General features: G+C 51.7%; 16 protein-coding genes, 1 pseudogene and 1 CRISPR repeat array (1 of these 18 only partly in view). Of the genes and pseudogenes, 13 read left to right on the forward strand and 4 right to left on the reverse strand.

All coding sequences use genetic code 11. From position 1 onward, the window contains the following. Window positions 1-128: 128 nt before the first annotated feature. From ACT3TF_RS13970 to ACT3TF_RS14020, 11 genes and pseudogenes are all read left to right on the forward strand, one after another. Window positions 129-381: pseudogene (locus ACT3TF_RS13970) on the forward strand (IS3 family transposase); the annotation flags it as partial. 316 nt (window positions 382-697) lie between these two features. Then, a complete protein-coding gene (locus ACT3TF_RS13975; protein ID WP_441686435.1) occupies window positions 698-1,258 on the forward strand; it encodes a LuxR C-terminal-related transcriptional regulator in 561 nt (186 codons plus the stop codon). A gap of 18 nt (window positions 1,259-1,276) precedes the next feature. Next, window positions 1,277-2,896 (forward strand): acyl-CoA synthetase, encoded by a 1,620-nt coding sequence (locus ACT3TF_RS13980; RefSeq protein WP_444672379.1) that lies wholly within the window; start codon window positions 1,277-1,279, stop codon window positions 2,894-2,896. 213 nt (window positions 2,897-3,109) lie between these two features. Next, window positions 3,110-4,210 carry a TRAP transporter substrate-binding protein DctP gene (gene dctP / locus ACT3TF_RS13985; RefSeq protein ID WP_441686431.1) on the forward strand — a complete coding sequence of 367 codons (1,101 nt, stop codon included), beginning with the start codon at window positions 3,110-3,112 and terminating at the stop codon, window positions 4,208-4,210. An 87-nt stretch (window positions 4,211-4,297) separates the two neighbouring features. Then, on the forward strand, window positions 4,298-4,588 hold the full coding sequence (locus ACT3TF_RS13990; RefSeq protein ID WP_444672380.1) for a hypothetical protein: 291 nt from the start codon (window positions 4,298-4,300) through the stop codon (window positions 4,586-4,588). 44 nt (window positions 4,589-4,632) lie between these two features. Beyond that, window positions 4,633-5,298, forward strand: coding sequence for a glutathione S-transferase family protein (locus ACT3TF_RS13995; RefSeq protein ID WP_444625767.1), 666 nt, complete (start codon window positions 4,633-4,635; stop codon window positions 5,296-5,298). 561 nt (window positions 5,299-5,859) lie between these two features. Further along, a complete protein-coding gene (locus ACT3TF_RS14000; protein ID WP_444672381.1) occupies window positions 5,860-7,023 on the forward strand; it encodes a glycosyltransferase family 4 protein in 1,164 nt (387 codons plus the stop codon). Continuing rightward, window positions 6,986-7,525 carry a phosphatase PAP2 family protein gene (locus ACT3TF_RS14005; RefSeq protein WP_444625765.1) on the forward strand — a complete coding sequence of 180 codons (540 nt, stop codon included), beginning with the start codon at window positions 6,986-6,988 and terminating at the stop codon, window positions 7,523-7,525. The genes ACT3TF_RS14000 and ACT3TF_RS14005 overlap by 38 nt, the downstream gene beginning before the upstream one ends. 1,121 nt (window positions 7,526-8,646) lie before the next feature. Beyond that, the gene (locus ACT3TF_RS14010; protein ID WP_441669175.1) at window positions 8,647-8,775 is read left to right on the forward strand and encodes an entericidin A/B family lipoprotein; all 129 of its coding nucleotides are present in this window, start codon (window positions 8,647-8,649) and stop codon (window positions 8,773-8,775) included. Window positions 8,776-8,780: 5 nt separating this feature from the next. Beyond that, the gene (locus ACT3TF_RS14015; protein ID WP_444625827.1) at window positions 8,781-9,347 is read left to right on the forward strand and encodes a YqiA/YcfP family alpha/beta fold hydrolase; all 567 of its coding nucleotides are present in this window, start codon (window positions 8,781-8,783) and stop codon (window positions 9,345-9,347) included. 42 nt (window positions 9,348-9,389) lie between these two features. Continuing rightward, window positions 9,390-9,563, forward strand: coding sequence for a DUF6435 family protein (locus ACT3TF_RS14020; protein WP_441686420.1), 174 nt, complete (start codon window positions 9,390-9,392; stop codon window positions 9,561-9,563). Window positions 9,564-9,566: 3 nt separating this feature from the next. Here ACT3TF_RS14020 and ntrC read toward each other — a convergent pair whose 3' ends face one another. The 4 genes from ntrC to ACT3TF_RS14040 all read right to left on the reverse strand — a co-directional run bounded on the left by ntrC (window position 9,567) and on the right by ACT3TF_RS14040 (window position 15,415). After that, window positions 9,567-11,000, reverse strand: a complete 1,434-nt coding sequence (gene ntrC / locus ACT3TF_RS14025) for a nitrogen regulation protein NR(I) (RefSeq protein WP_444625764.1) — start codon at window positions 10,998-11,000, stop codon at window positions 9,567-9,569. Next, on the reverse strand, window positions 10,993-12,054 hold the full coding sequence (gene glnL, locus ACT3TF_RS14030) for a nitrogen regulation protein NR(II) (RefSeq protein WP_096282218.1): 1,062 nt from the start codon (window positions 12,052-12,054) through the stop codon (window positions 10,993-10,995). Before glnL ends, ntrC begins: the two co-directional genes overlap by 8 nt. A gap of 322 nt (window positions 12,055-12,376) precedes the next feature. Next, window positions 12,377-13,783: a glutamate--ammonia ligase gene (gene glnA / locus ACT3TF_RS14035; RefSeq protein ID WP_444672382.1), complete on the reverse strand. Its 1,407-nt coding sequence runs from the start codon at window positions 13,781-13,783 to the stop codon at window positions 12,377-12,379. Between the two features lie 603 nt (window positions 13,784-14,386). After that, window positions 14,387-15,415, reverse strand: a complete 1,029-nt coding sequence (locus tag ACT3TF_RS14040; RefSeq protein ID WP_096276450.1) for an acyltransferase family protein — start codon at window positions 15,413-15,415, stop codon at window positions 14,387-14,389. Between the two features lie 101 nt (window positions 15,416-15,516). On the opposite strand from ACT3TF_RS14040, the gene ACT3TF_RS14045 reads away from it, so the two are divergent. Then, entirely contained in the window at window positions 15,517-16,497 is a 981-nt protein-coding gene (locus ACT3TF_RS14045) for an alpha/beta hydrolase (RefSeq protein ID WP_444672383.1), read from the forward strand. 45 nt (window positions 16,498-16,542) lie between these two features. Then, complete coding sequence (locus tag ACT3TF_RS14050; RefSeq protein WP_441686441.1) at window positions 16,543-16,845, forward strand: hypothetical protein; 303 nt, start codon at window positions 16,543-16,545, stop codon at window positions 16,843-16,845. A 113-nt stretch (window positions 16,846-16,958) separates the two neighbouring features. Continuing rightward, window positions 16,959-20,255: a CRISPR direct-repeat array (repeat unit 28 nt; unit sequence TTTCTGAGCTGCCTGGGCGGCAGCGCAC); it runs 1,830 nt beyond the window's last position.

Below are 20,255 nucleotides of genomic sequence, written 5' to 3' on the forward strand. Positions count from 1 at the left end.
AGCTCAATCGGCAAGGAGTGCCGGCTGGCACACCAATTTCGACCACTACTGCAAAGATTACGGCGTCACATGGCTGGCGTCGACGGCCCTGAACTTGAGACCGCCGAATCTCGATCAAGGGTTGACGTCGCCAAGAGCGCGATGGCCAACGCCCTAAAGCAACGCCCATGACACCCGATCAGCTCAATATTCGCGCGCTTAAAAGCGCATCCGTGATATTGAGATGGAAAAAGACATCCTAAAAAAGCTACCGCTCTCTTGATGTCGGACTCCCTGAACACTTTTCGCTAATCGAGAAACTCAAGACGAGCTATCCAGTGAAAAAGCTGTTTGGCGTGTTTGGCGTACATAGCAGCTGCTTTAAATACTGGGTACAACGTTCAAAAAGGCCTACATATGTCACAACGGCAAAGGAAATAGCCAAGGTCAAAGAGCTCTTTCGCGAGAGCGAAGGATCTGCGGGTACGCGCAGTATCGCCGAGATGGCGAAAAAGCACAGGGTTAATTATAAATCGCAGGCTGTTTTTACTTGACCATTGAAAAGATATGCAATAGTAGAAGATTATGCGTTCCTCTATACGTAGTACTACGTATAGAGGAACGTAGTGCGTGCTGATAATCTCTAATGAACCAACATTGGATTGAAGCGCGTAACTAAAAACAAGTCACGCTATCAAATGACTAGATGATGCCGCCCATGAGCTCTGTGCTTAGTGATGAAGTTGAGAACCTAGTTTTTGAATATGCTCCTGTTGCCCTTGTGCTGACTGAGCGTAGATCAATAAAAATTTGTAATGCAGAATTTTGCGAGTTGTTTGGGTATGAAAAGGAGGAGCTTTTAGGAGAATTGATTTTGAAGCTTTATCCCTCCGTTGCCGACTTCAACAAGATTGGTGAGAAAAGTTATTCAGAACTGATGGAGTCTGCCTCTTATGTAGATGAGAGGTTTATGCAAACCAAGGGGGGCAAGATCTTTTGGGCTAGAGCTTCGGGTAGAACATTAACTCCACAAGATCCTTTCAAGCTGGCAGTTTGGAGCTTTTCTGAAGCTGAAGATTTCTCTGGGCCAAGTAAGATCCTATCAGCTAGGGAAAGAGAGGTTTCAGGATATATTGCTAACGGGATGACGTGTAAAGAAATAGCTAAAGAGCTTGGTATATCCTACAGGACAGTTGAAGCGCATAGATCTAAGGTTATGAAAAAGCTTGGCTGTCGAAATATGGCGGAGATGATATCAAAAATTATCAGGCTTCAATAATAATTTTAAGGAGGGGATATGATTAGTTCTTTTTCAAATTATGAAGATATTGTAAGCAATTTCTCTTGGCCGAGTTGTCGAGATTTTAACATCGCGGATGTTTGTTGTGATAAATGGGCTAACAAAGATAATTCACGAGTTGCGCTGATAGAGGTCGACGGCCAAGGGGGGAGTAAAGAGATAACCTACAAAGAGTTGCAGGAAAAGTCAAATAGGTTAGCAAATAGTTTGGCTGCAAAGGGGGTGGTGTCTGGAGATAGAATTGGCATTTACCTGCCACAGTGTTCTGAAACGGCCGTTTCTCATTTTGCTTGTTATAAATTAGGCGCTATTGCTGTTCCTTTGTTTAGCTTGTTTGGTCCGGATGCTGTTTTTCATAGAATGAATGATTGCTCCATGCGTGTGGTTATAACGGATGCTAGGGGAGGCGAGAATTTATTACCCATTATCAATGATCTTAATAGCATTAAGATAATTTATTCTATAGAACCCTGTAAGTCAGATATTAGTTCTATTGATTTTCATAAAGATATATCTCTGTTTGATGAGCATTTTTCAGCGAAGAAAACGTCAGCAGATGACCCGGCCATGATAATTTACACATCAGGTACTACAGGGAGCTCGAAAGGTGCTGTTCTTTCTCATAAGGTGCTGATTGGCCATATCCCCGGTGTTCAAATTTCACATGATGGGTTTCCACAAACCGGAGATGTGATGTGGACACCTGCGGACTGGGCATGGATTGGCGGCCTATTAGATGTCTTATTGCCATCGCTGTATTTTGGTGTCCCTGTAATTGCTAGGCGAATGTTAAAATTTAATGCTGAAGAAGCATTCTCTCTCATTGAAAGTTTTGGGGTAAGAAATATATTTCTTCCCCCAACAGCACTTAAGATTATGCGGCAAGAGAAGAGCCCTAAGAATAAGTGGGATCTGAATGTTAGAAGTATTGCAAGTGGCGGAGAGTCACTAGGGGAAGAACTTCTTGACTGGGGGCGCAAAATTTTTGATGTAACAATAAATGAATTTTATGGGCAGACTGAATGCAATATTGTGGTTTCATCTAGCGCACAGATGGGCGTTCATAAGCCAGGGCATATAGGTAAGTCTGTACCAGGTCATAAAGTTGCAGTTATAGATAACAAGGGAAATATTCTTAAAAGTGGTGAGTTAGGAAGTATAGCTATCAAATCCCCTGACCCTGTTATGTTTATTGGATACTGGAACAACCCCAAGGCCACTAAAGAAAAATTTATTGGCGATTGGTTGGTAACCGGTGATTTGGGTGTGCAAGATGAAGATGGCTTCTTTAAGTTTGTTGGAAGAGATGACGACGTCATAACTAGTGCGGGTTATCGAATTGGCCCCGCACCAATTGAAAATTGTTTACTTAAACACCCATCTGTACGACTTGCTGCTGTAGTAGGAAAGCCTGACGCACTGAGGACTGAAATAGTAAAGGCATTTATTGTGTTGGCGGAAGGGTATGAGCCAACCGAGGAACTTTCGGAAGAGCTTAAAAGTCATGTTAAAAAGCGTTTAGCAGCACATGAATATCCGCGTGAAATAACATTCATCGATGAGCTTCCGCAGACAGCTACTGGAAAAATTATACGTGGGAAGCTTAAAAGAATGTAACAAAAAATTATATGGAACTGCATTGCTTATCTAGTATTTACGAACAATTCCAACATAAATATCATTGCTCATGGCACTGATTTGAAGAGGACCAAAACGACGATGAATTTTAATCCATCTGGAGACTTTATTGCAACTTAAGAAAATTAATTAGCTCCTATCATGTTGAAAAACTACCCAAAAGACGATGTTTTATAACAACTGGAGATGGCCATGAAAAAAACAAATTTAATTAAAACGATCATTTCAACAGTTTTGCTGAGCTTATCGGCAACAGCAAATGCTCAAGATACATGGACTATGACATCGACTTGGCCAGAGAGCTTGGGGTTAATTGAGATCGATCGACACTGGGTCGAGACTGTAAATAAGCTTACGGATGGCGAGTTGTCTATTGAATTTCGTGCTGGCGGAACCCTTATGCCAAGCACAGAAGTCTTCGATGCCACAGAAACAGGAAGCATCGAAGCTTCTGGTGACTGGCCAGGTTATTGGGCAGGTACTGACTCGGCCTTTTCTCCGTTAGGCACTACAACCATGTTGTTCAATGGTGTTGACTACCTTAATTGGATAATGCAATGGGGCGGTTGGGAACTCTATCAAGAGGTTTATGGGGAATATAATATAGTCTATCTCCCTTATGGCATTGTTGGTAGCGAATCTGGCTTGATGGGAGGGGTTCCAATTACTAGTTTAAATGACATTGACGGAAAAAGGGTTCGCCTGGCTGGGCGAGATCAAGGAAGAGTCTTGAGTGGCCTGGGAGGTTCTCAAGTATCGCTGTCTGGCGCTGAGATTTATCAAGCTGTTGAGCGAGGCATTGTAGACGCAATGGAGTTTAATACTCCTGGAGTAGATTACGACGCTGGGTTTGCAGAGGTCGTTGAACATTGGACTGTTCCTGGCTGGCATCAAACAGGAAGTGTTCTGGGCGTAATGATCAATAAGGATGCCTGGGATAATCTTTCAGAGCAAACCCAAGATAAACTAAAAATTGCCGCTGAATCCACTATGGCTTGGTCGCTCTCGTGGCTTGAAAGAAAATCAACTGAAGGGGCTGAAAGTTTTCTTGAGGCAGGAGTTGAGATTCATAGGCTATCAGAGGAAGACTTAGAAACAATCCAAGAAATCACTAATCAAGTTATTATTCAAAGTGCATGTGAAAATCCAATGACAGCACAAGTGTATCACTCCATGGTCAGCTATCTAGAGCACTACTCCATCTGGCGCGACTTGACCGTGCCCTTCAACATGAGCCGCACCACAGACAACCTACCCTCCCTTGAAGAACTTGAAGCTTGTATAAACCAGTAATCAGGTCGGGGCTTACGCGCCCCGGCCTCTTTCTGGCACCTCCAACACCCCGATACGTTTGATTCACTCGTTTCAGAGAGCCTTTTCATGAACACCATTGCCAGGGGTATAGATGCACTCAATGAGTGGTTCGGCCGCCTAATGGCCCCGCTGTTTGCTGTTATCACGCTGATCGAGGCCAGCAAGACCACCACTATGGTAATGCTGGTGGTGGGAAGACACTGCCTTTACCGGAGTATTTTCCATCGGCGCCGCCTGGGGTGGAGATCGTTGGCCTTTACCGCGCGGCAATCCCTTTGTGGCTCTAATCACATTGGCCTGTGTGCTGATAGCCCTATTACTAGCAATTATATTATTGCTGCTGGAAATGGTCTTTAAGTAATTTTTAGTTTTTACATTCAATATAATTTTTAGGAGTACTTATGATTACTTTACACCACTGTATGAGTGCTAGGTCATTTCGGATTTTATGGATGCTGGAAGAGCTGGGGATGGAGTATGATTTGGTTATGCATGACTTTCCCCCAAGGCATTTAGAAAAAGATTACAAAAAAACAAACCCCTTGGGAACTGTTCCAGCATTCTATGATGATAACACCTTTATGACAGAGTCATCGGCAGTGTGCCAATACCTAGCCGACCGCTACTCTGCTAATAAAATGGGGGTTGGAGTAGCGGAACCAAGTTATGGCTGCTATTTAAATTTTCTTCATTTCGGAGAAGCTACACTTACTTTTCCGCAGACCCTTATCCTTAGATACAAGTACTTTGAATCGTTAGAAAGAAGAATAGAACAAGTGGCGAACGATTATGAACGCTGGTTTCTTTCAAGGCTTAAATTTATTAACGATAGACTATTGTCCGAAGATTATATTTGTTCCGGGAGGTTCACTGCTGCCGACGTATCCGTTGGTTACTCCCTAATGCTAGCCTCATATTTAGATATGGAAGAAAAGTTTGGAGATGGCATTAAAAAATACTGGGATAAGCTAAGGAGTAGAGAAGCTTATATGAGGTCATTAAAAATACAAGAGCGTGAAGCTAAAAGGCAATGTGTTTCTTTGACTGCCTCTCCTAGGGTTAGGTAAAATTTTCTCTTACCACAGGTAGGTGATGTTATATTTTACGATTTATTTACCCTGAGGTTTAGAATGAAAGATACGGTCATTGGATAATCTCCCCACCACCAGAGTAGCCAGGGCGTCGTCGATAGTCCTCTCTGATAACGGCCTGAAGCGCCACTCGTAGTAGCCACTTCGTGAGACATGAAGCAGGTTACACATTGTGCGCACAGGAAAGTCGTCACTGTTGTCAGCAATAAACCGCTACTTCACTCGGGCAGGCTTGCGTAGTACCGGGCGGCCTTTTTTAAGATATCTCGGTTCGGCGAAGCTGGGGCATTCCAATTAGCGCTTGAAGATTAGTGCCGGGCAGGGGGAGTAAAAAACGGAACTTCATGCTCATCGTCTTGATCAATTCTTCAGGACAAGGTCATCTAAATCTAAGTCCATCCCGCATTGTTCCCGGTCAGCCACCCTGTTTCTTCCGGACTAATGCCCGCGTGTCATCGCTTATTCATCGGTTTGACTCAGCAGTGTCATTCTCCTCTCCCACACTGCGTATAAACGTGATGAAGGGATGAATCGCTCATGCGGCTCTGTATCGTTAGTGAAACATGGTCACCGGACATCAACGGCGTCGCCCATACGCTGAGCCGGCTAAGCTGTGAGCTCAATCGGCAAGGAGTGCCGGTTGACGTTATTCGCCCCCGCCCGCGCGTGGCTGGAAATACCACGCGCATTAACCACGAGCTACAGGTTTCACGCGTTGCACTACCCGGCTATACCGATGTCCAGGTGGGCTTGGCAACACCGGCCGCGCTGCGACGATTTTGGCGAACACATCGTCCCGATGTGATCTATTTGGCCACTCAAGGCCCTCTAGGCTGGGCGGCGCGCCAAGCGGCAAAGCGGCTCAACATTCCCCTGGTGGCCGGTTGGCACACCAATTTCGACCACTACTGCAAAGATTACGGCGTCACATGGCTAGCGTCGACGGCCCTTCGCTATCTTCGCTACTTTCATAACGGCTGCGCCTCAACATTGGTGCCTACTCACGCGCAGGCTGCTGCGTTAACGCACCAAGGCATTCGAGGCGTTCACGTGCTTTCACGGGGGTTAGACGGCGAACGCTTTTCGCCCGCGTACCGTGACACACAGTTACGAAAGCGCTGGGGCGTTAGCGAGCACCAGCCTGTCGCACTGTACGTTGGCCGACTAGCCGCAGAGAAAAATCTCACCTTATTGCAAGAAAGCTTTCACGCTATGCGTGAAGTGCGCCCCGACATGGCCCAGGTAATCGTGGGCGATGGCCCCGCTCGGGCACAATTACAAAGGGCTCTACCCGATGTGCATTTCACTGGCTTCATTAACCAGGAGGCCCTCGCTCGCCACTATGCCAGTGCCGACTTATTTATTTTTCCCTCGCTTTCAGAAACCTGGGGCAACGTGGTGGGGGAAGCCATGGCTAGCGGCTTGGCAGTGATGGCCTATGATCACGCCGCCAGCGCTGAGCTCATCAGCAGCGGCCGCAATGGCGTCACCGTCACCGCAGGAGATAGTGCTGCGTTTCGCCGGGCAGCGGTAGATCTGTGCCAGCATCCCGCTGACTACGCACGCCTAGGCCGCGTGGCACGCTTACGCGCGCTTGAGCAAAGTTGGTCAGGTATTACCGAGCAGTTTCTGCGTTATTTACACCAAGCCCAGGAGGCACACCATGCGCCCGCGTCCGCTTGTCGTATTCGATCGTCTTGACCTGCTGGAATGGCAGTTTTGCCAGCGTATCTCACGCCTATCGCTGTACTCGCCGTGGCGTTTCACGCTGCAGGCCGCCAGCCGTTTAGGCGACTGGCCTGCCTGGGCGCTGCTCATCATGGCCCAACCCTGGCTTCAACCGGATGGCGCTTGGCGAGTCATGCAGTACAGCGTCGTCGCGCTGTTTGCCATGGCCGTTTATCGACTGGTGAAAACACGGCTATGCCGCGAGCGACCGTTTATTACCTACGGTGAGGATATTCAGTGCTGCGAACCCGCGCGTGATCGCTACAGCTTTCCTAGCGGCCATACCATGCATGCAGTCATGTTTAGCGTATTAGTCGCCGCGCACACTCCCTGGCTGCTGCCGGTGATTGTGCCGTTAACCCTGCTAATTGCGATTTCGCGCGTGGGCTTGGGATTGCACTACGTAAGCGATGTGCTGGCAGGCGCCGCCTTGGGCTACGCATTTGCGCTGATCAGTCTTTATTGGGTGGGCTAAACGCAAAACGCCCGCTAAGCGGGCGTTTTCCATATGCCTATAAAAATCTCAAAATACGGGCAAATTACTAGAAGACACGAGCCATACTGGAACCGTGGTGGATTACATACCGGGAGGCATGTCGTCGCGCTCATCCAGCCGCGCCATAAAAGATGTTTTAAACATCATATACAGCCCAACGCCCGAAAATCCTAAGAACAAAAAAAACATGCACAACATCAATGCCATGGCCATAGTCTTGTCCCTGTCAGTGTGCGGCTGTGACGTTGACGCCTTCTAACCGCAGCATATTTACACTTGCTAAAAGGATAGACCAAAACAAGGTGTTAATCTGTACAAAATTTTTACTTATGCAAAACCTATGCACAAAAAACATAAAGAACAATATTTATTTACCCTAGTAAACGCCAGACGCAAAAAAGCCACCTCATTTTCATGAGATGGCTGTTTCGCATCGATTCCGGTCCCTGGCGTTGATGAACAGCGCCTCTTTGCGCTGCAACCAATGAGTAAGCGGGTTGTCCTTTTGCTCCCTGTACTTTTACTCGGCTTCCTGCCTTCCTTATGTACTCAGCCCACTCACTCGGTTTTTGAATTTTTGGTTTCTAAGTTCTCAATTCCTAAGTTCTTAACTTCTAAAATCTAGCCCGCCCCATAAGGACGACTTAGACATGACTCATTAAAATGAAAAAACGACGCTTAATAACGATGCTCAATAACTGTTGCCTAACCTTGTTTAGCGATGCCTGTCTTTGAATGCAAATCTTTGACTACCTATCGATGGCTGCGATTATCGCTACAAATTAGTTGTTGCACACGCTGGGCCAATTCACCGTATAAAAAAATAAAACATTTAAAAACATATTCTTAAAAAACAAATCACGCTAAAAAACGTCTTTTAAAATACCTAATTAATGTATAGAACTGACACATGCGACATAAGCACACGACATAAGTGCGCATTTCTTTCACTCAGCCGTAGCGAAACGACGCGACAGGGATTAGTTTATTATCTAATGGTGAAAAGTATCTGATGGTGAAAAGAGTGCCCTCGCCAAGGGGTGCCAACCGTTAGCGCTCAGTCAATACTATTAGCAAACTATGCCTTCAAGGAGGCCGCCATGAAATCAGCTGTTGCCATTGGTATTCTCATCATCACCGCGCTGCTTCTCAGCGGCTGCAATACTATTCGCGGCGCAGGGGAAGACATTGAACAGGGTGGCCAGGCTATCCAACGCTCAGCGGAATAACGATGATGATGACTGTTTACTTGTCTCACGGCTTGGAGAGCGGGCCGGGTGCATTGAAAACTCAAGCACTGAAGAGCATCGCCGAAAAGCTGGACGACTGCGAACCCGTCGTCATGGACTACCGGGGTATGGCAGAACCGCAGCAACGCCTAACTCACCTGCTGGCGGTGTTGGCCGAACGTGGAGATGACCCCGCCTGCTGCGTGCTAGCAGGCTCAAGCTTAGGTGGCTGGCTAAGTGCGACGGTCAGTGCCCAGCAGCCGGTGCTGGGCTGTTTTCTCTTGGCCCCGGCTCTGGGTTTAATTGATTACCCTGAAACGTCCCCCAACATTCAAGCACGCCATACTCACATTATTCACGGCTGGCGTGATGATGTGATTGCTCCGGGGCCAGTGATCGAACGCGCCCGCCTTCAGCGGCTGTCGCTACGCATGGTCGATGACGATCATCGTCTGCATGCCTGCCTCGATACGATATTGCTCGATTTCGAACGCTTCTTACATCAGTGCGGTGCCGATGCCCGTCAAGCCCTTGCCGGCCAACATACAACAAACATTCGACACGAGCCTTAAAAAGCTATACAAATAGTATACATTTCAGTGCGGAGTTTGCTCATGTTAGGCATGTTTAAGCGCGACCCCAAAAAGAAACTGCAGCAAGGTTATGAACGCAAACTTCAGGCGGCGATGGAGGCATCACGTAATGGCGACATGCGCGCCAACGCCACGCTGACGGAAGAAGCCGAGGCCATCAGGGCCGAGATCCTGCGTATAGAAGCGCAACAATAGCGCTCACTCATCTGCCAGCGCCGGTAATAGCGTTTTCAATTTACGGGTCAGCGTATTGCGGCCCCAACCAAGCAGCTCTGCTGCCTCCCCTTTGCGACCGCCGGTATGCTTCAAGGCAGTCTCAATTAAAATCCGTTCGAAATCCGGCACCGCTTCTTCCAGCAAATGCGTGTGGCCCTCTGCCAGCGCACGGTCGGCCCAATCGCGAAACGCCGTGCGCCAGTCGCCGTGAACACGACTATCCGTGGCGTTGGGCGAACGCAGCTCGGGAGGCAGATCCTCAACAAGAATTTCACGCCCTGAGGCCATGACGGTCAGCCAGCGGCAGATGTTTTCTAGCTGACGGACGTTGCCAGGCCACGGCAAATGCGTCAGATGCGTTTCTGCTTCACTGGTGAGCACTTTAATATCGGTGGTTAGCTCTTTTGCCGCTTCGGCTAAAAAATGCCGCGTAAGCCGGGGAATGTCTTCGCGGCGCTCGGCAAGCTTGGGCAGATGAATGCGAATCACGTTCAGGCGATGGAATAGATCTTCGCGAAAGCGACCATCGTCCACCAATACCTCTAAGTTTTGATGAGTAGCGGCGATAATGCGCACATCGACCCTGACCGGCGTATGCCCCCCAACGCGATAAAACTCACCGTCGGCCAGCACACGTAGCAAGCGCGTTTGGGTTTCAGCGGGCATGTCGCCAATTTCATCTAGAAACAGCGTGCCGCCGTTGGCCTGTTCAAAGCGCCCTTGGCGCTGCTGCGCGGCCCCTGTAAAGGCGCCTTTCTCATGGCCAAACAGCTCCGATTCAATCAAGTCGCGTGGAATGGCCGCCATGTTTAAGGCGATAAAAGGCTTTCCTGATCGTGGGCTATGCTGATGAAGCGCCTGGGCGACGCGCTCTTTGCCGGTGCCCGACTCACCGTTAATCAACACCGTGATATGCGAGTGTGAAAGCCTGCCAATCGCGCGAAATACTTCCTGCATCGCCGGGGCTTCACCAATAATTTCGGTATTTAAGCCTTCCGGCACAGTGGCCGGGCGCTGACGTTCGCGCTCACGGGCATGCGCCACCGCGCGGCGTACTAACGCCAGCGCTTCATCAACATCAAACGGCTTGGGCAGGTACTCAAACGCGCCGCCTTGATAAGAAGCGACAGCGCTGTCTAAATCGGAGTGCGCCGTCATTACAATGACCGGCAGGTCAGGATGCGCCTCGCGGACTCGCGACATTAAATCCAACCCATCGATACCCGGCATACGAATATCGGTCACCAACACATCCGGCGGGCTTTCCAGCACGCGGGCCAATGCAACATCCGCACGCTCGATGCATTCAACGTCAAGATCGGGTTGCGCTAATGCGCGTTCAAGTACCCAACGGATAGCGCGATCGTCATCGACAATCACCACCCGCGCAACATCAGTACGTGTCGCCTCAGTCATGACGTTTCTCCGGTGAAATTAAGACCAATGGAATCAGTAAGCGAAACTCGGTATGTCCGGCTCGGGAATCGCATTCAATCAACCCTTGATGTTGGTGCAAAATCGACTGGGCAATAGATAGCCCAAGGCCACTGCCTTCAGCACGCCCCGATACCATGGGGTAAAAAAGCGTTTCGTGTAGCGCATCGGGAACGCCAGGGCCGTTATCAATAACCGCAACTTCACTGACTAAACGGTGACGCTCTGCACCGAGGGTAAACTGGCGCCGGGCACGAGTACGCAGTATTAGGGTGGGCTCAGGCGTTTGGGCATCGCTCATGGCCTGCACCGCATTACGCGCCACGTTGAGCACGGCTTGAATTACCTGCGATTCATCGCCGGAAAGATCGGGCAAGCTAGGGTCATAGTCGCGATTAATAGCCACATCGGGATGCTCAGCCATTAATAGCGTGCGTACGCGTTCCAGCACCCGGTGAATATTCACCGGCTCATGTTTAAGAATCCGATTGGGGCCCAGCATGGAATCGACCAGATCGCGAAGCCGATCCACTTCTTCCACAATAATGTGGGTATATTCGCGCAGCGCCGGATCGTCTAAATCTCGCTCTAGCAGCTGTGCGGCACCACGAATACCGCCTAGCGGGTTTTTAACTTCGTGGGCAAGCCCTCGGGCTAATATCTTGATGGTTTCTTGGCGCGTGGTCAGCGCCTCTTCTCGGGAGATCTGCATCAATCGATCGCGAGGCTCTACTTCCAGCAACAGCTCATTGTCTGATAGCGGCGTGACCGTATAGTCGACCGTCAGCGGGTCGCTATTCAGCGGCGTAATACGCGCCTCGCGCTGGGTATAAGGGTGAAAGGCATCGCGGGCCTTGGCCAACACCTCATCAATGCTTTCATCACCGCCTAGTAACGTATCCAGGCTGCTCCCACGCACACGGCTCAGGCTAACCGCTAACAGCGCCTCGGCCGCTGGATTCATCCAGCGCACGCTCAGCTCGCCATCTAGCAGCAATACTGCCGTAGTGAGATGTTCGAGCAAGCGCTGGTGCATTGCATGCTCTGAGAAACCGTCCTGAGAAATCGCGTCTTCCATCGCCATTACAGACCTACAGGTGGATGATGAATGAGAGACTGCAATAAGCGCGCCAATTACGCACCTATGCCCGATTGCACGGCCTGCGAGCAACGTAATACCAAGAATCGAGCCCTTTTATCGCATCGCACTGCACTAACGCTTTTATTATTGCACCAACTTGGTGCTCGCTATAAAAAAACCCCGCCGAAGCGGGGTTTATCACTGCTATTAACATCTCGTCAGCAACAGTAGACGGCTAATGCGCTCTGAGCAGCTGTCGTTTAGCAGCTATTGTCATTTAGCAGCTGTAGTACATATCAAACTCAATCGGGTGAGTCGTCATACGAATACGATTAACTTCTTCCATTTTGAGCTCAATGTAAGCATTGATCATATCGTCAGTGAACACGCCACCTTCGGTCAAGAACGCACGGTCAGCGTCGAGCGCTTCCAATGCTTGGTCCAAACTGTTCGCGACCGTAGGGATCGCCTTACCTTCTTCTGGCGGCAGATCGTACAAGTTCTTATCCATGGCGTCGCCAGGGTGAATCTTGTTTTTAATGCCGTCGATACCAGCCATCAACATGGCAGAGAACGCCAGGTACGGGTTAGCGGTCGGATCAGGGAAGCGAGCTTCTACGCGCTTGCCTTTCGGGCTAGCGGTGTAAGGAATACGAATAGAAGCTGAGCGGTTACGCGCGCTGTAGGCCAGCATTACCGGCGCTTCGTAGCCAGGCACCAGACGCTTGTACGAGTTGGTAGAAGCGTTGGTGAACGCGTTCAACGCACGAGCGTGCTTGATGATGCCGCCAATGTAGTAAAGCGCCATTTCAGACAGGCCTGCGTACTCATCACCGGCGAACTGGTTGTTACCATCTTTCCAGAACGACTGGTGGACGTGCATACCAGAACCGTTGTCGCCTACTAGCGGCTTGGGCATGAAGGTGGCCGTTTTGCCGTAAGCGTGCGCCACGTTGTGGATCACGTACTTCATTTCCTGCACTTCGTCAGCTTTCTTCACCAGCGTGTTGAATCTAACGCCGATTTCGTTCTGACCTGCGTTGGCAACTTCGTGGTGATGAACTTCCACGGTCTGGCCAATCGCCTCCAACGTATTACACATAGCGCCACGAATATCATGGAAGCTATCAACCGGCGGAACCGGGAAGTAGCCGCCTTTCAGGCGCGGACGGTGGCCCAAGTTACCACCTTCCACGACGCTGTCAGTCGCCCAAGCGCCTTCATCAGAAGAGATTTTGTACATGGAACCCTGCATGTCGGTTTTCCAATGTACTTCATCAAAGATAAAGAATTCAGGCTCAGGACCAAAGAAGGCGGTGTCGCCAAGGCCTGTAGACTGCAGAAACGCTTCTGCACGCTTAGCGATGGAGCGCGGATCACGATCATAGCCTTGCATCGTCGCAGGTTCGATGATGTCGCAACGCAGCACCAGCGTAGCGTCTTCAGTGAAAGGATCGAGGTAGGCAGAGCCGTCCTCTGGGCTCAGAATCATGTCGGATTCGTTGATGCCCTTCCAGCCGCCGATGGAAGAACCATCAAACATCTGGCCATTTTCAAAAAACTCTTCGGTCACGTCGCGAGCAGGCACGGTGACATGGTGTTCTTTACCGAGCGTATCAGTGAAACGCAGGTCTACCCACTTAACATCATGTTCTTCAATTAGCGCTATGGTCTTGGCTGACATAGTGTCCTCCGGTATGAGCGTGGCTTAAAGCTAACGACAGTAAGCTACCGATAAAAGTGTTGTGCGACAAAATACGTGCAAAAACGCACGCCTGTCATTTTTTGCTCCCCAAGCGCTTGCTGAAAAATATAAACAAAGCGCTGAGCGAGCCTTTCAGGCCGGCTATCGTTTTATCATGCCGCAAGGCTTCTGCCTACGACCTGTAGCCGCTGTAAAACCTACTGCACAGGAGAAAGCATAGATCATGCCAACACTGCACCATTATGGTATTAAAAAACAACAACCATTTGTTTTATAACCATTAAAAAATACTCTTTAGTGCCTCGTGATGGCGCATAGCGCGCTCACTGAAGCCAGGCAGGGGCTAAAAACACGCCCAATGCACCAAAATAAAGCAAAAACACCCGTCAATGCCCCAAAAAGGGGCGCTCGACATGATGGTGCTCTTGTTTGGCTCGCACATTTTTTCTTGTTGCCTAAAGAAACAAGACACTACAATAAGTTACATTATGAGAAATTAACACACGCGGAGTCGGCTGCGTCAAACACGCTTAGTACTGCATACACGCTGCGCCTTTAATGCCTATTTTACGCCTTCCGCCCTTAAGCCACTTTAAGCTGTTTACCAAACAACATCGCCCCCAGCGTAAAGGTATTCGCCAGCTTATTCAGCGCTACCGACCCCACTATGCCCACCACGATAAGCACCAAGGCATATACCACAACCGGCAACGCCAGCGGCGCAACGGCCAAATCGGCCAGCACAAAAAACATGGGGTGCGCTAAGTAAATGCCAAACGAATGCGCATTCACGTGACGTACCCACACCGGCACCGGTCGCCCGGCTAAGTAGCGCATCGCGCAAAGCGTAAACAGCACAAAGAAAGGGATCACCCATACTTCTTTCGATGAAAAGGCCAGCTGGCCCGCGAAAGTGCCCGCAATGATCAGCGCAACGAGCAGCGCCAGCCAAACGGGCTGAGCCAGCCGCTGCATCCAAGTTGGCCGTAGGGCAAGCACGCTTTCTGGCGCTAGCGGGTAATAACGTACCAGCACCAATGCTAAGAAAAACACATAGATCCAACCTAGTGGCGCGACCCACAGCAAGTAGCCGGGCAGGTCAATACCCAACCAGTAAGCAAGCCCCCAGTAGGCCATACTGATCACACAAGAGCCCCATAACCATGGCACCGGATTTAAGCGCCACAGCTGAAAGCGTGTAAACAGCCAGTACGCCATATAAAACTGCATCGCAATGATTAAAAAATAGCCGTGCCAACCCGCGTAGACAAAATACTCAATGGCATTGGCGATAAACCCCACTGGCTCATCCGATCCTTGTAAGCGCACCCACTCGGCCGTTGAGTAAATAAAGCCGTACACAAAATACGGCACCATCACATATTTTACGCGCTGGATGAGAAAACCTTCTGGCACCGATTTATCGTAGCGAACGGCAAAAACAAACACCGAAATAAACAGAAAAATGGGCGTACCCAACACAAGGGGCAAGCGCAAGAGATCGGTGGCAACGTTATCAACGCGTTGATTCACATGGTCTAATAGGTGAAATAAAAAAACGGCGATGCAGCCGTAAGCACGCAGCCAATAAATCTCTTCAACTTTCCGCATTGGGCCTCCCGCCGCTACACAACGCCATCCTTACTATAATGAACATCTAATGCCGTCCCGTTGTCCGACCTTATTGAACCGTTTTAATTCCCGGAGGCAAGGTGCCCAAACTCAAGCTATCGCTGTGCTCGTACCGATCTCAAGCCCTTTTAACAGCGCTAATTGGGTGGCTAACGTTTAGCGGCCACAGTTTGGCCAGCGAGGTTGAGCATCATCAATTCTTCTCACCCACGCTCGGCTACGACTATCCGTACAGCGTTTATTTACCCGATCATTATGACGCTCAGGCGACAGACGCGTACCCGGTTATCTATATGCTGCACGGCTCGTTTGGAACCGACCGCGACTGGGTGTCACGCGGCAACCTGCAGCAAGTCGCCGACAGGTTAATTAGCGCAGGGCACATTCCTCCTGCCGTTTATATTATGCCCGGCAGCCGCAGCTGGTGGGTAGATGGCTACAACGAGCCCGCTCGCAGCGCGTTTTTTAACGATTTAATGCCCCACGTGGAAGCTACCTACCGTGTAGGCCAAGAACGCCGCCTACGTGGCGTTGCCGGCCTTTCAGCCGGTGGCTATGGCGCGCTTAACTTCGCGCTGGAACGGCCTGACTTATTCGCCGCTGTTGCAGCGTTAAGCCCTGCCAGCTACTCACCGCAGCCACCGCGCAACTCATCAGCCCATCGTCATCCGGCCTTTCTCGATGAACAGGGCCGGTTTGATCCTGACCTGTGGGAATCGCTCAACTATACCGCTCATCTTGAGGAGTACCGGCTACGCGTAACACCTCGCGGCGCTGGACAAGAGGCCGAGACTCCACCCGTGCCGCTGTATATCAGCGCGGGGCGCAGTGACGTTTACGACGCTGAGTTTCATGCCCGCCTAATGCGCCAAGCCATGGAGCGCATTCAACCTAACGACGTGCGTCTCGACCTGTATCCTGGCGGCCACACTTGGCAAGTCTGGCGCGCCAGCTTACCCGCCGCGCTCAACTTCTTATTTCAATACGTTGGGCAAGAAAACAGCGTGGAAACAACAGAAAAATCAGCGGAGGAGCAAAGCACAGAGGAAGTGAGCGGCTGAACGCACTACACTGCAGAAACACCCAACACGATAAGGAAAACAGCGATGCATCAACATATCGAATGGGACGCCCCAGGCAGCGCCAGCGTATCTGAGTACTTTAAGAACGACCCTGACCATCACGCCCCGGACTCGGGCGATATTATTTCCGCGCGCTACCAAGGCGCGATGGTTCGCGTCAAAGTAGAAGCCTATCGAGAAGATGACGCCGTTAGCATTGGCGAAGTGGCCGCGATCATTGACGCCAACGGCGGCCGCCACCAGCGCCATGAAAAACTGGAAGTCGGCAACATGGTCAGAGTGCCCGACGACAAACGCGCCATGGAAACGTCACCGAAAGAAGGTTAAACGCACTAGCGTTGATAACGCAGCACTGAGAGCCACCTTACGGGGTGGCTTTTTTGTGGGTGGTGTTGCTCTGAGCCGAACGGCAGAAGCCACTCCGAAAACCACGGCCTAACTTTCTGAGCTGCCTGGGCGGCAGCGCACGACGTGGAATACCTCGACGAAAATAGCTGGACTTTCTGAGCTGCCTGGGCGGCAGCGCACATGCGCAACTGATCATGATGATTGCGCGTTTTCTGAGCTGCCTGGGCGGCAGCGCACTAATCCTAGTTGCGGGAGCTGTGACGGCACTATTTCTGAGCTGCCTGGGCGGCAGCGCACATGTAGCGTTTTCCGAGCCATGTGCCGGGCTTTTTCTGAGCTGCCTGGGCGGCAGCGCACCAATTTCAGAGGCGGCATTTGCGCCTGGGCGGTTTCTGAGCTGCCTGGGCGGCAGCGCACCAATTTCAGAGGCGGCATTTGCGCCTGGGCGGTTTCTGAGCTGCCTGGGCGGCAGCGCACATTCAGCGCCGGAGGTGGGGGCGTCCGGTGGTTTTCTGAGCTGCCTGGGCGGCAGCGCACAGGTACTGAGCGGCGCTAGTCTCTGCGTCCAATTTCTGAGCTGCCTGGGCGGCAGCGCACCTCGATAAATACGCATAACGAGCATCCCCGGCTTTCTGAGCTGCCTGGGCGGCAGCGCACACTGTTATATCGTCGTATTTCAGCGGCTGATATTTCTGAGCTGCCTGGGCGGCAGCGCACATGCAACACGCGACCAGCTGGGCTTTGTTATCTTTCTGAGCTGCCTGGGCGGCAGCGCACTGAAACGCATGCAGCGGGCAATCAATAGCCCGTTTCTGAGCTGCCTGGGCGGCAGCGCACGTGGTGCTGACACCGCCGATGATGTTTGCTGTTTTCTGAGCTGCCTGGGCGGCAGCGCACTCATCGTCGGTTAGCACGATGTCTAGCTGGTCTTTCTGAGCTGCCTGGGCGGCAGCGCACATGGGGATATATCGGGTAACGCTAGAAGTAGATTTCTGAGCTGCCTGGGCGGCAGCGCACGTTTCCGTTATTCATGAACAGCGTTTCTGTCTTTTCTGAGCTGCCTGGGCGGCAGCGCACCGCGCACACGAATGCTCTCCGCTTCTTGCCGTTTTCTGAGCTGCCTGGGCGGCAGCGCACTTGTTGAGACGCTATATCTGCAACATCGATAATTTCTGAGCTGCCTGGGCGGCAGCGCACGCGAGCATTGCACGTTCTTGCCTAGATTCCTTTTTCTGAGCTGCCTGGGCGGCAGCGCACGCATCACCGGGATTCGCCCTAGCATTTTCATTTTTCTGAGCTGCCTGGGCGGCAGCGCACATGTGAATGGCGAGGCCGTGCTAACCAATGAATTTCTGAGCTGCCTGGGCGGCAGCGCACAACGTCGCTGGGCCTTAGCCAAACCGCCGATTTTTCTGAGCTGCCTGGGCGGCAGCGCACTTGTGGGTTACTTCGGTGATGATCCATGCGGTTTTCTGAGCTGCCTGGGCGGCAGCGCACTTCGTCGAAGACGCGATGGCCGACCTCGCCATTTTCTGAGCTGCCTGGGCGGCAGCGCACATTGCAACCCTTGCTTCCTCTCCGGTGCGGATTTTCTGAGCTGCCTGGGCGGCAGCGCACCGGAGTGGGTAAATCCATATCGCGCATCTCGCTTTCTGAGCTGCCTGGGCGGCAGCGCACGGACCGGCTCATTTCGGCTACTTCTTGCTCACTTTCTGAGCTGCCTGGGCGGCAGCGCACAGCCGCCCTTCCTTCTGCTGCGCCCCGATGGTTTTCTGAGCTGCCTGGGCGGCAGCGCACCGTCATAGGAAGGCTAGCTACCTCCTATCTGATTTCTGAGCTGCCTGGGCGGCAGCGCACCTAAGGGCGCCACTGGTGCGATGGCATTAATGTTTCTGAGCTGCCTGGGCGGCAGCGCACATCCGATTTGCGCTTCATCCAATGAGGCTTGATTTCTGAGCTGCCTGGGCGGCAGCGCACTTTGGTCATCTATCGATAGCGCCTTTGATGCATTTCTGAGCTGCCTGGGCGGCAGCGCACATCTATACGCCGCCATCGGCAGCGCCGGTGCATTTCTGAGCTGCCTGGGCGGCAGCGCACTGATCTGCACAGACAGCCCCTACGCGTCCGCTTTTCTGAGCTGCCTGGGCGGCAGCGTACGATCGCCCGTCGCGATGGCTTGCCTATCACATTTTCTGAGCTGCCTGGGCGGCAGCGCACTCGCTTGCTGTTGAGCCACTGGCGCAGATAGTTTTCTGAGCTGCCTGGGCGGCAGCGCACGCGCAACGGATGACGCGGCTGAATCTTCGGTCTTTCTGAGCTGCCTGGGCGGCAGCGCACGTAATATGCGGCAAGGTCTGACTTGTTACTCATTTCTGAGCTGCCTGGGCGGCAGCGCACGCTAAATCTCCCACCCCACGGGTTAGTAATAGTTTCTGAGCTGCCTGGGCGGCAGCGCACATACTGAGAGTTAATGAACTCCAAGACCTAGATTTTCTGAGCTGCCTGGGCGGCAGCGCACATGGGATAGAGGGCGTTCTACATTTCCATTTATTTCTGAGCTGCCTGGGCGGCAGCGCACCCCGCTTGCAGTACAACAGACCGACTGGGGTCTTTCTGAGCTGCCTGGGCGGCAGCGCACTCATGGACAACGCGCTGCTAACGCGCTCGATATTTCTGAGCTGCCTGGGCGGCAGCGCACTCATTATCGTAGATCCCTGCACCGGTCATCGATTTCTGAGCTGCCTGGGCGGCAGCGCACATTGACTGCAGGGCGTCGCGGTCGCCGGACTCTTTCTGAGCTGCCTGGGCGGCAGCGCACCAGGATCAGCTATAAATTGACGTGATATGTCATTTCTGAGCTGCCTGGGCGGCAGCGCACGAATGTAATCATCCAACGCCTCAAGCGCTCGTTTTCTGAGCTGCCTGGGCGGCAGCGCACATGCGCTTTTTGCGAAAGCACCGCTCAATGATTTTCTGAGCTGCCTGGGCGGCAGCGCACCATCCCGGTGACTTTGGTATGTACCGTGGCCCTTTCTGAGCTGCCTGGGCGGCAGCGCACCGATATATGGGTGGTCTTGCTGTTAGCGCAACTTTCTGAGCTGCCTGGGCGGCAGCGCACTGTTAAAAAACCGTTCAGGGCGGTGCCGAGTTTTTCTGAGCTGCCTGGGCGGCAGCGCACCAGATTCTGAGAACTAAAATGGCTAGCACCTGTTTCTGAGCTGCCTGGGCGGCAGCGCACTCGTCCTGCTCTCCTCGATCATTCAGCCCGTTTTTCTGAGCTGCCTGGGCGGCAGCGCACTATCTAACGTAGCTAGTGTTGCGTTCGGTAATTTTCTGAGCTGCCTGGGCGGCAGCGCACAGCTTGCCTCAGTGCCACCGTGGTGCCAGCT

Origin of the sequence: Halomonas sp. AOP25-F1-15 (assembly GCF_052378675.1) — a bacterium.
Lineage (GTDB): Bacteria > Pseudomonadota > Gammaproteobacteria > Pseudomonadales > Halomonadaceae > Vreelandella > Vreelandella casei.

Coding starts and splice junctions, on each gene's coding strand:
- ACT3TF_RS13975 (WP_441686435.1), top strand. CDS start 698: ATGAGCTCTGTGCTTAGTGATGAAGTTGAGAACCTAGTTTTTGAATAT.
- ACT3TF_RS13980 (WP_444672379.1), top strand. CDS start 1,277: ATGATTAGTTCTTTTTCAAATTATGAAGATATTGTAAGCAATTTCTCT.
- dctP (WP_441686431.1), top strand. CDS start 3,110: ATGAAAAAAACAAATTTAATTAAAACGATCATTTCAACAGTTTTGCTG.
- ACT3TF_RS13990 (WP_444672380.1), top strand. CDS start 4,298: ATGAACACCATTGCCAGGGGTATAGATGCACTCAATGAGTGGTTCGGC.
- ACT3TF_RS13995 (WP_444625767.1), top strand. CDS start 4,633: ATGATTACTTTACACCACTGTATGAGTGCTAGGTCATTTCGGATTTTA.
- ACT3TF_RS14000 (WP_444672381.1), top strand. CDS start 5,860: ATGCGGCTCTGTATCGTTAGTGAAACATGGTCACCGGACATCAACGGC.
- ACT3TF_RS14005 (WP_444625765.1), top strand. CDS start 6,986: ATGCGCCCGCGTCCGCTTGTCGTATTCGATCGTCTTGACCTGCTGGAA.
- ACT3TF_RS14010 (WP_441669175.1), top strand. CDS start 8,647: ATGAAATCAGCTGTTGCCATTGGTATTCTCATCATCACCGCGCTGCTT.
- ACT3TF_RS14015 (WP_444625827.1), top strand. CDS start 8,781: ATGATGACTGTTTACTTGTCTCACGGCTTGGAGAGCGGGCCGGGTGCA.
- ACT3TF_RS14020 (WP_441686420.1), top strand. CDS start 9,390: ATGTTAGGCATGTTTAAGCGCGACCCCAAAAAGAAACTGCAGCAAGGT.
- ntrC (WP_444625764.1), bottom strand. CDS start 11,000: ATGACTGAGGCGACACGTACTGATGTTGCGCGGGTGGTGATTGTCGAT.
- glnL (WP_096282218.1), bottom strand. CDS start 12,054: ATGCACCAGCGCTTGCTCGAACATCTCACTACGGCAGTATTGCTGCTA.
- glnA (WP_444672382.1), bottom strand. CDS start 13,783: ATGTCAGCCAAGACCATAGCGCTAATTGAAGAACATGATGTTAAGTGG.
- ACT3TF_RS14040 (WP_096276450.1), bottom strand. CDS start 15,415: ATGCGGAAAGTTGAAGAGATTTATTGGCTGCGTGCTTACGGCTGCATC.
- ACT3TF_RS14050 (WP_441686441.1), top strand. CDS start 16,543: ATGCATCAACATATCGAATGGGACGCCCCAGGCAGCGCCAGCGTATCT.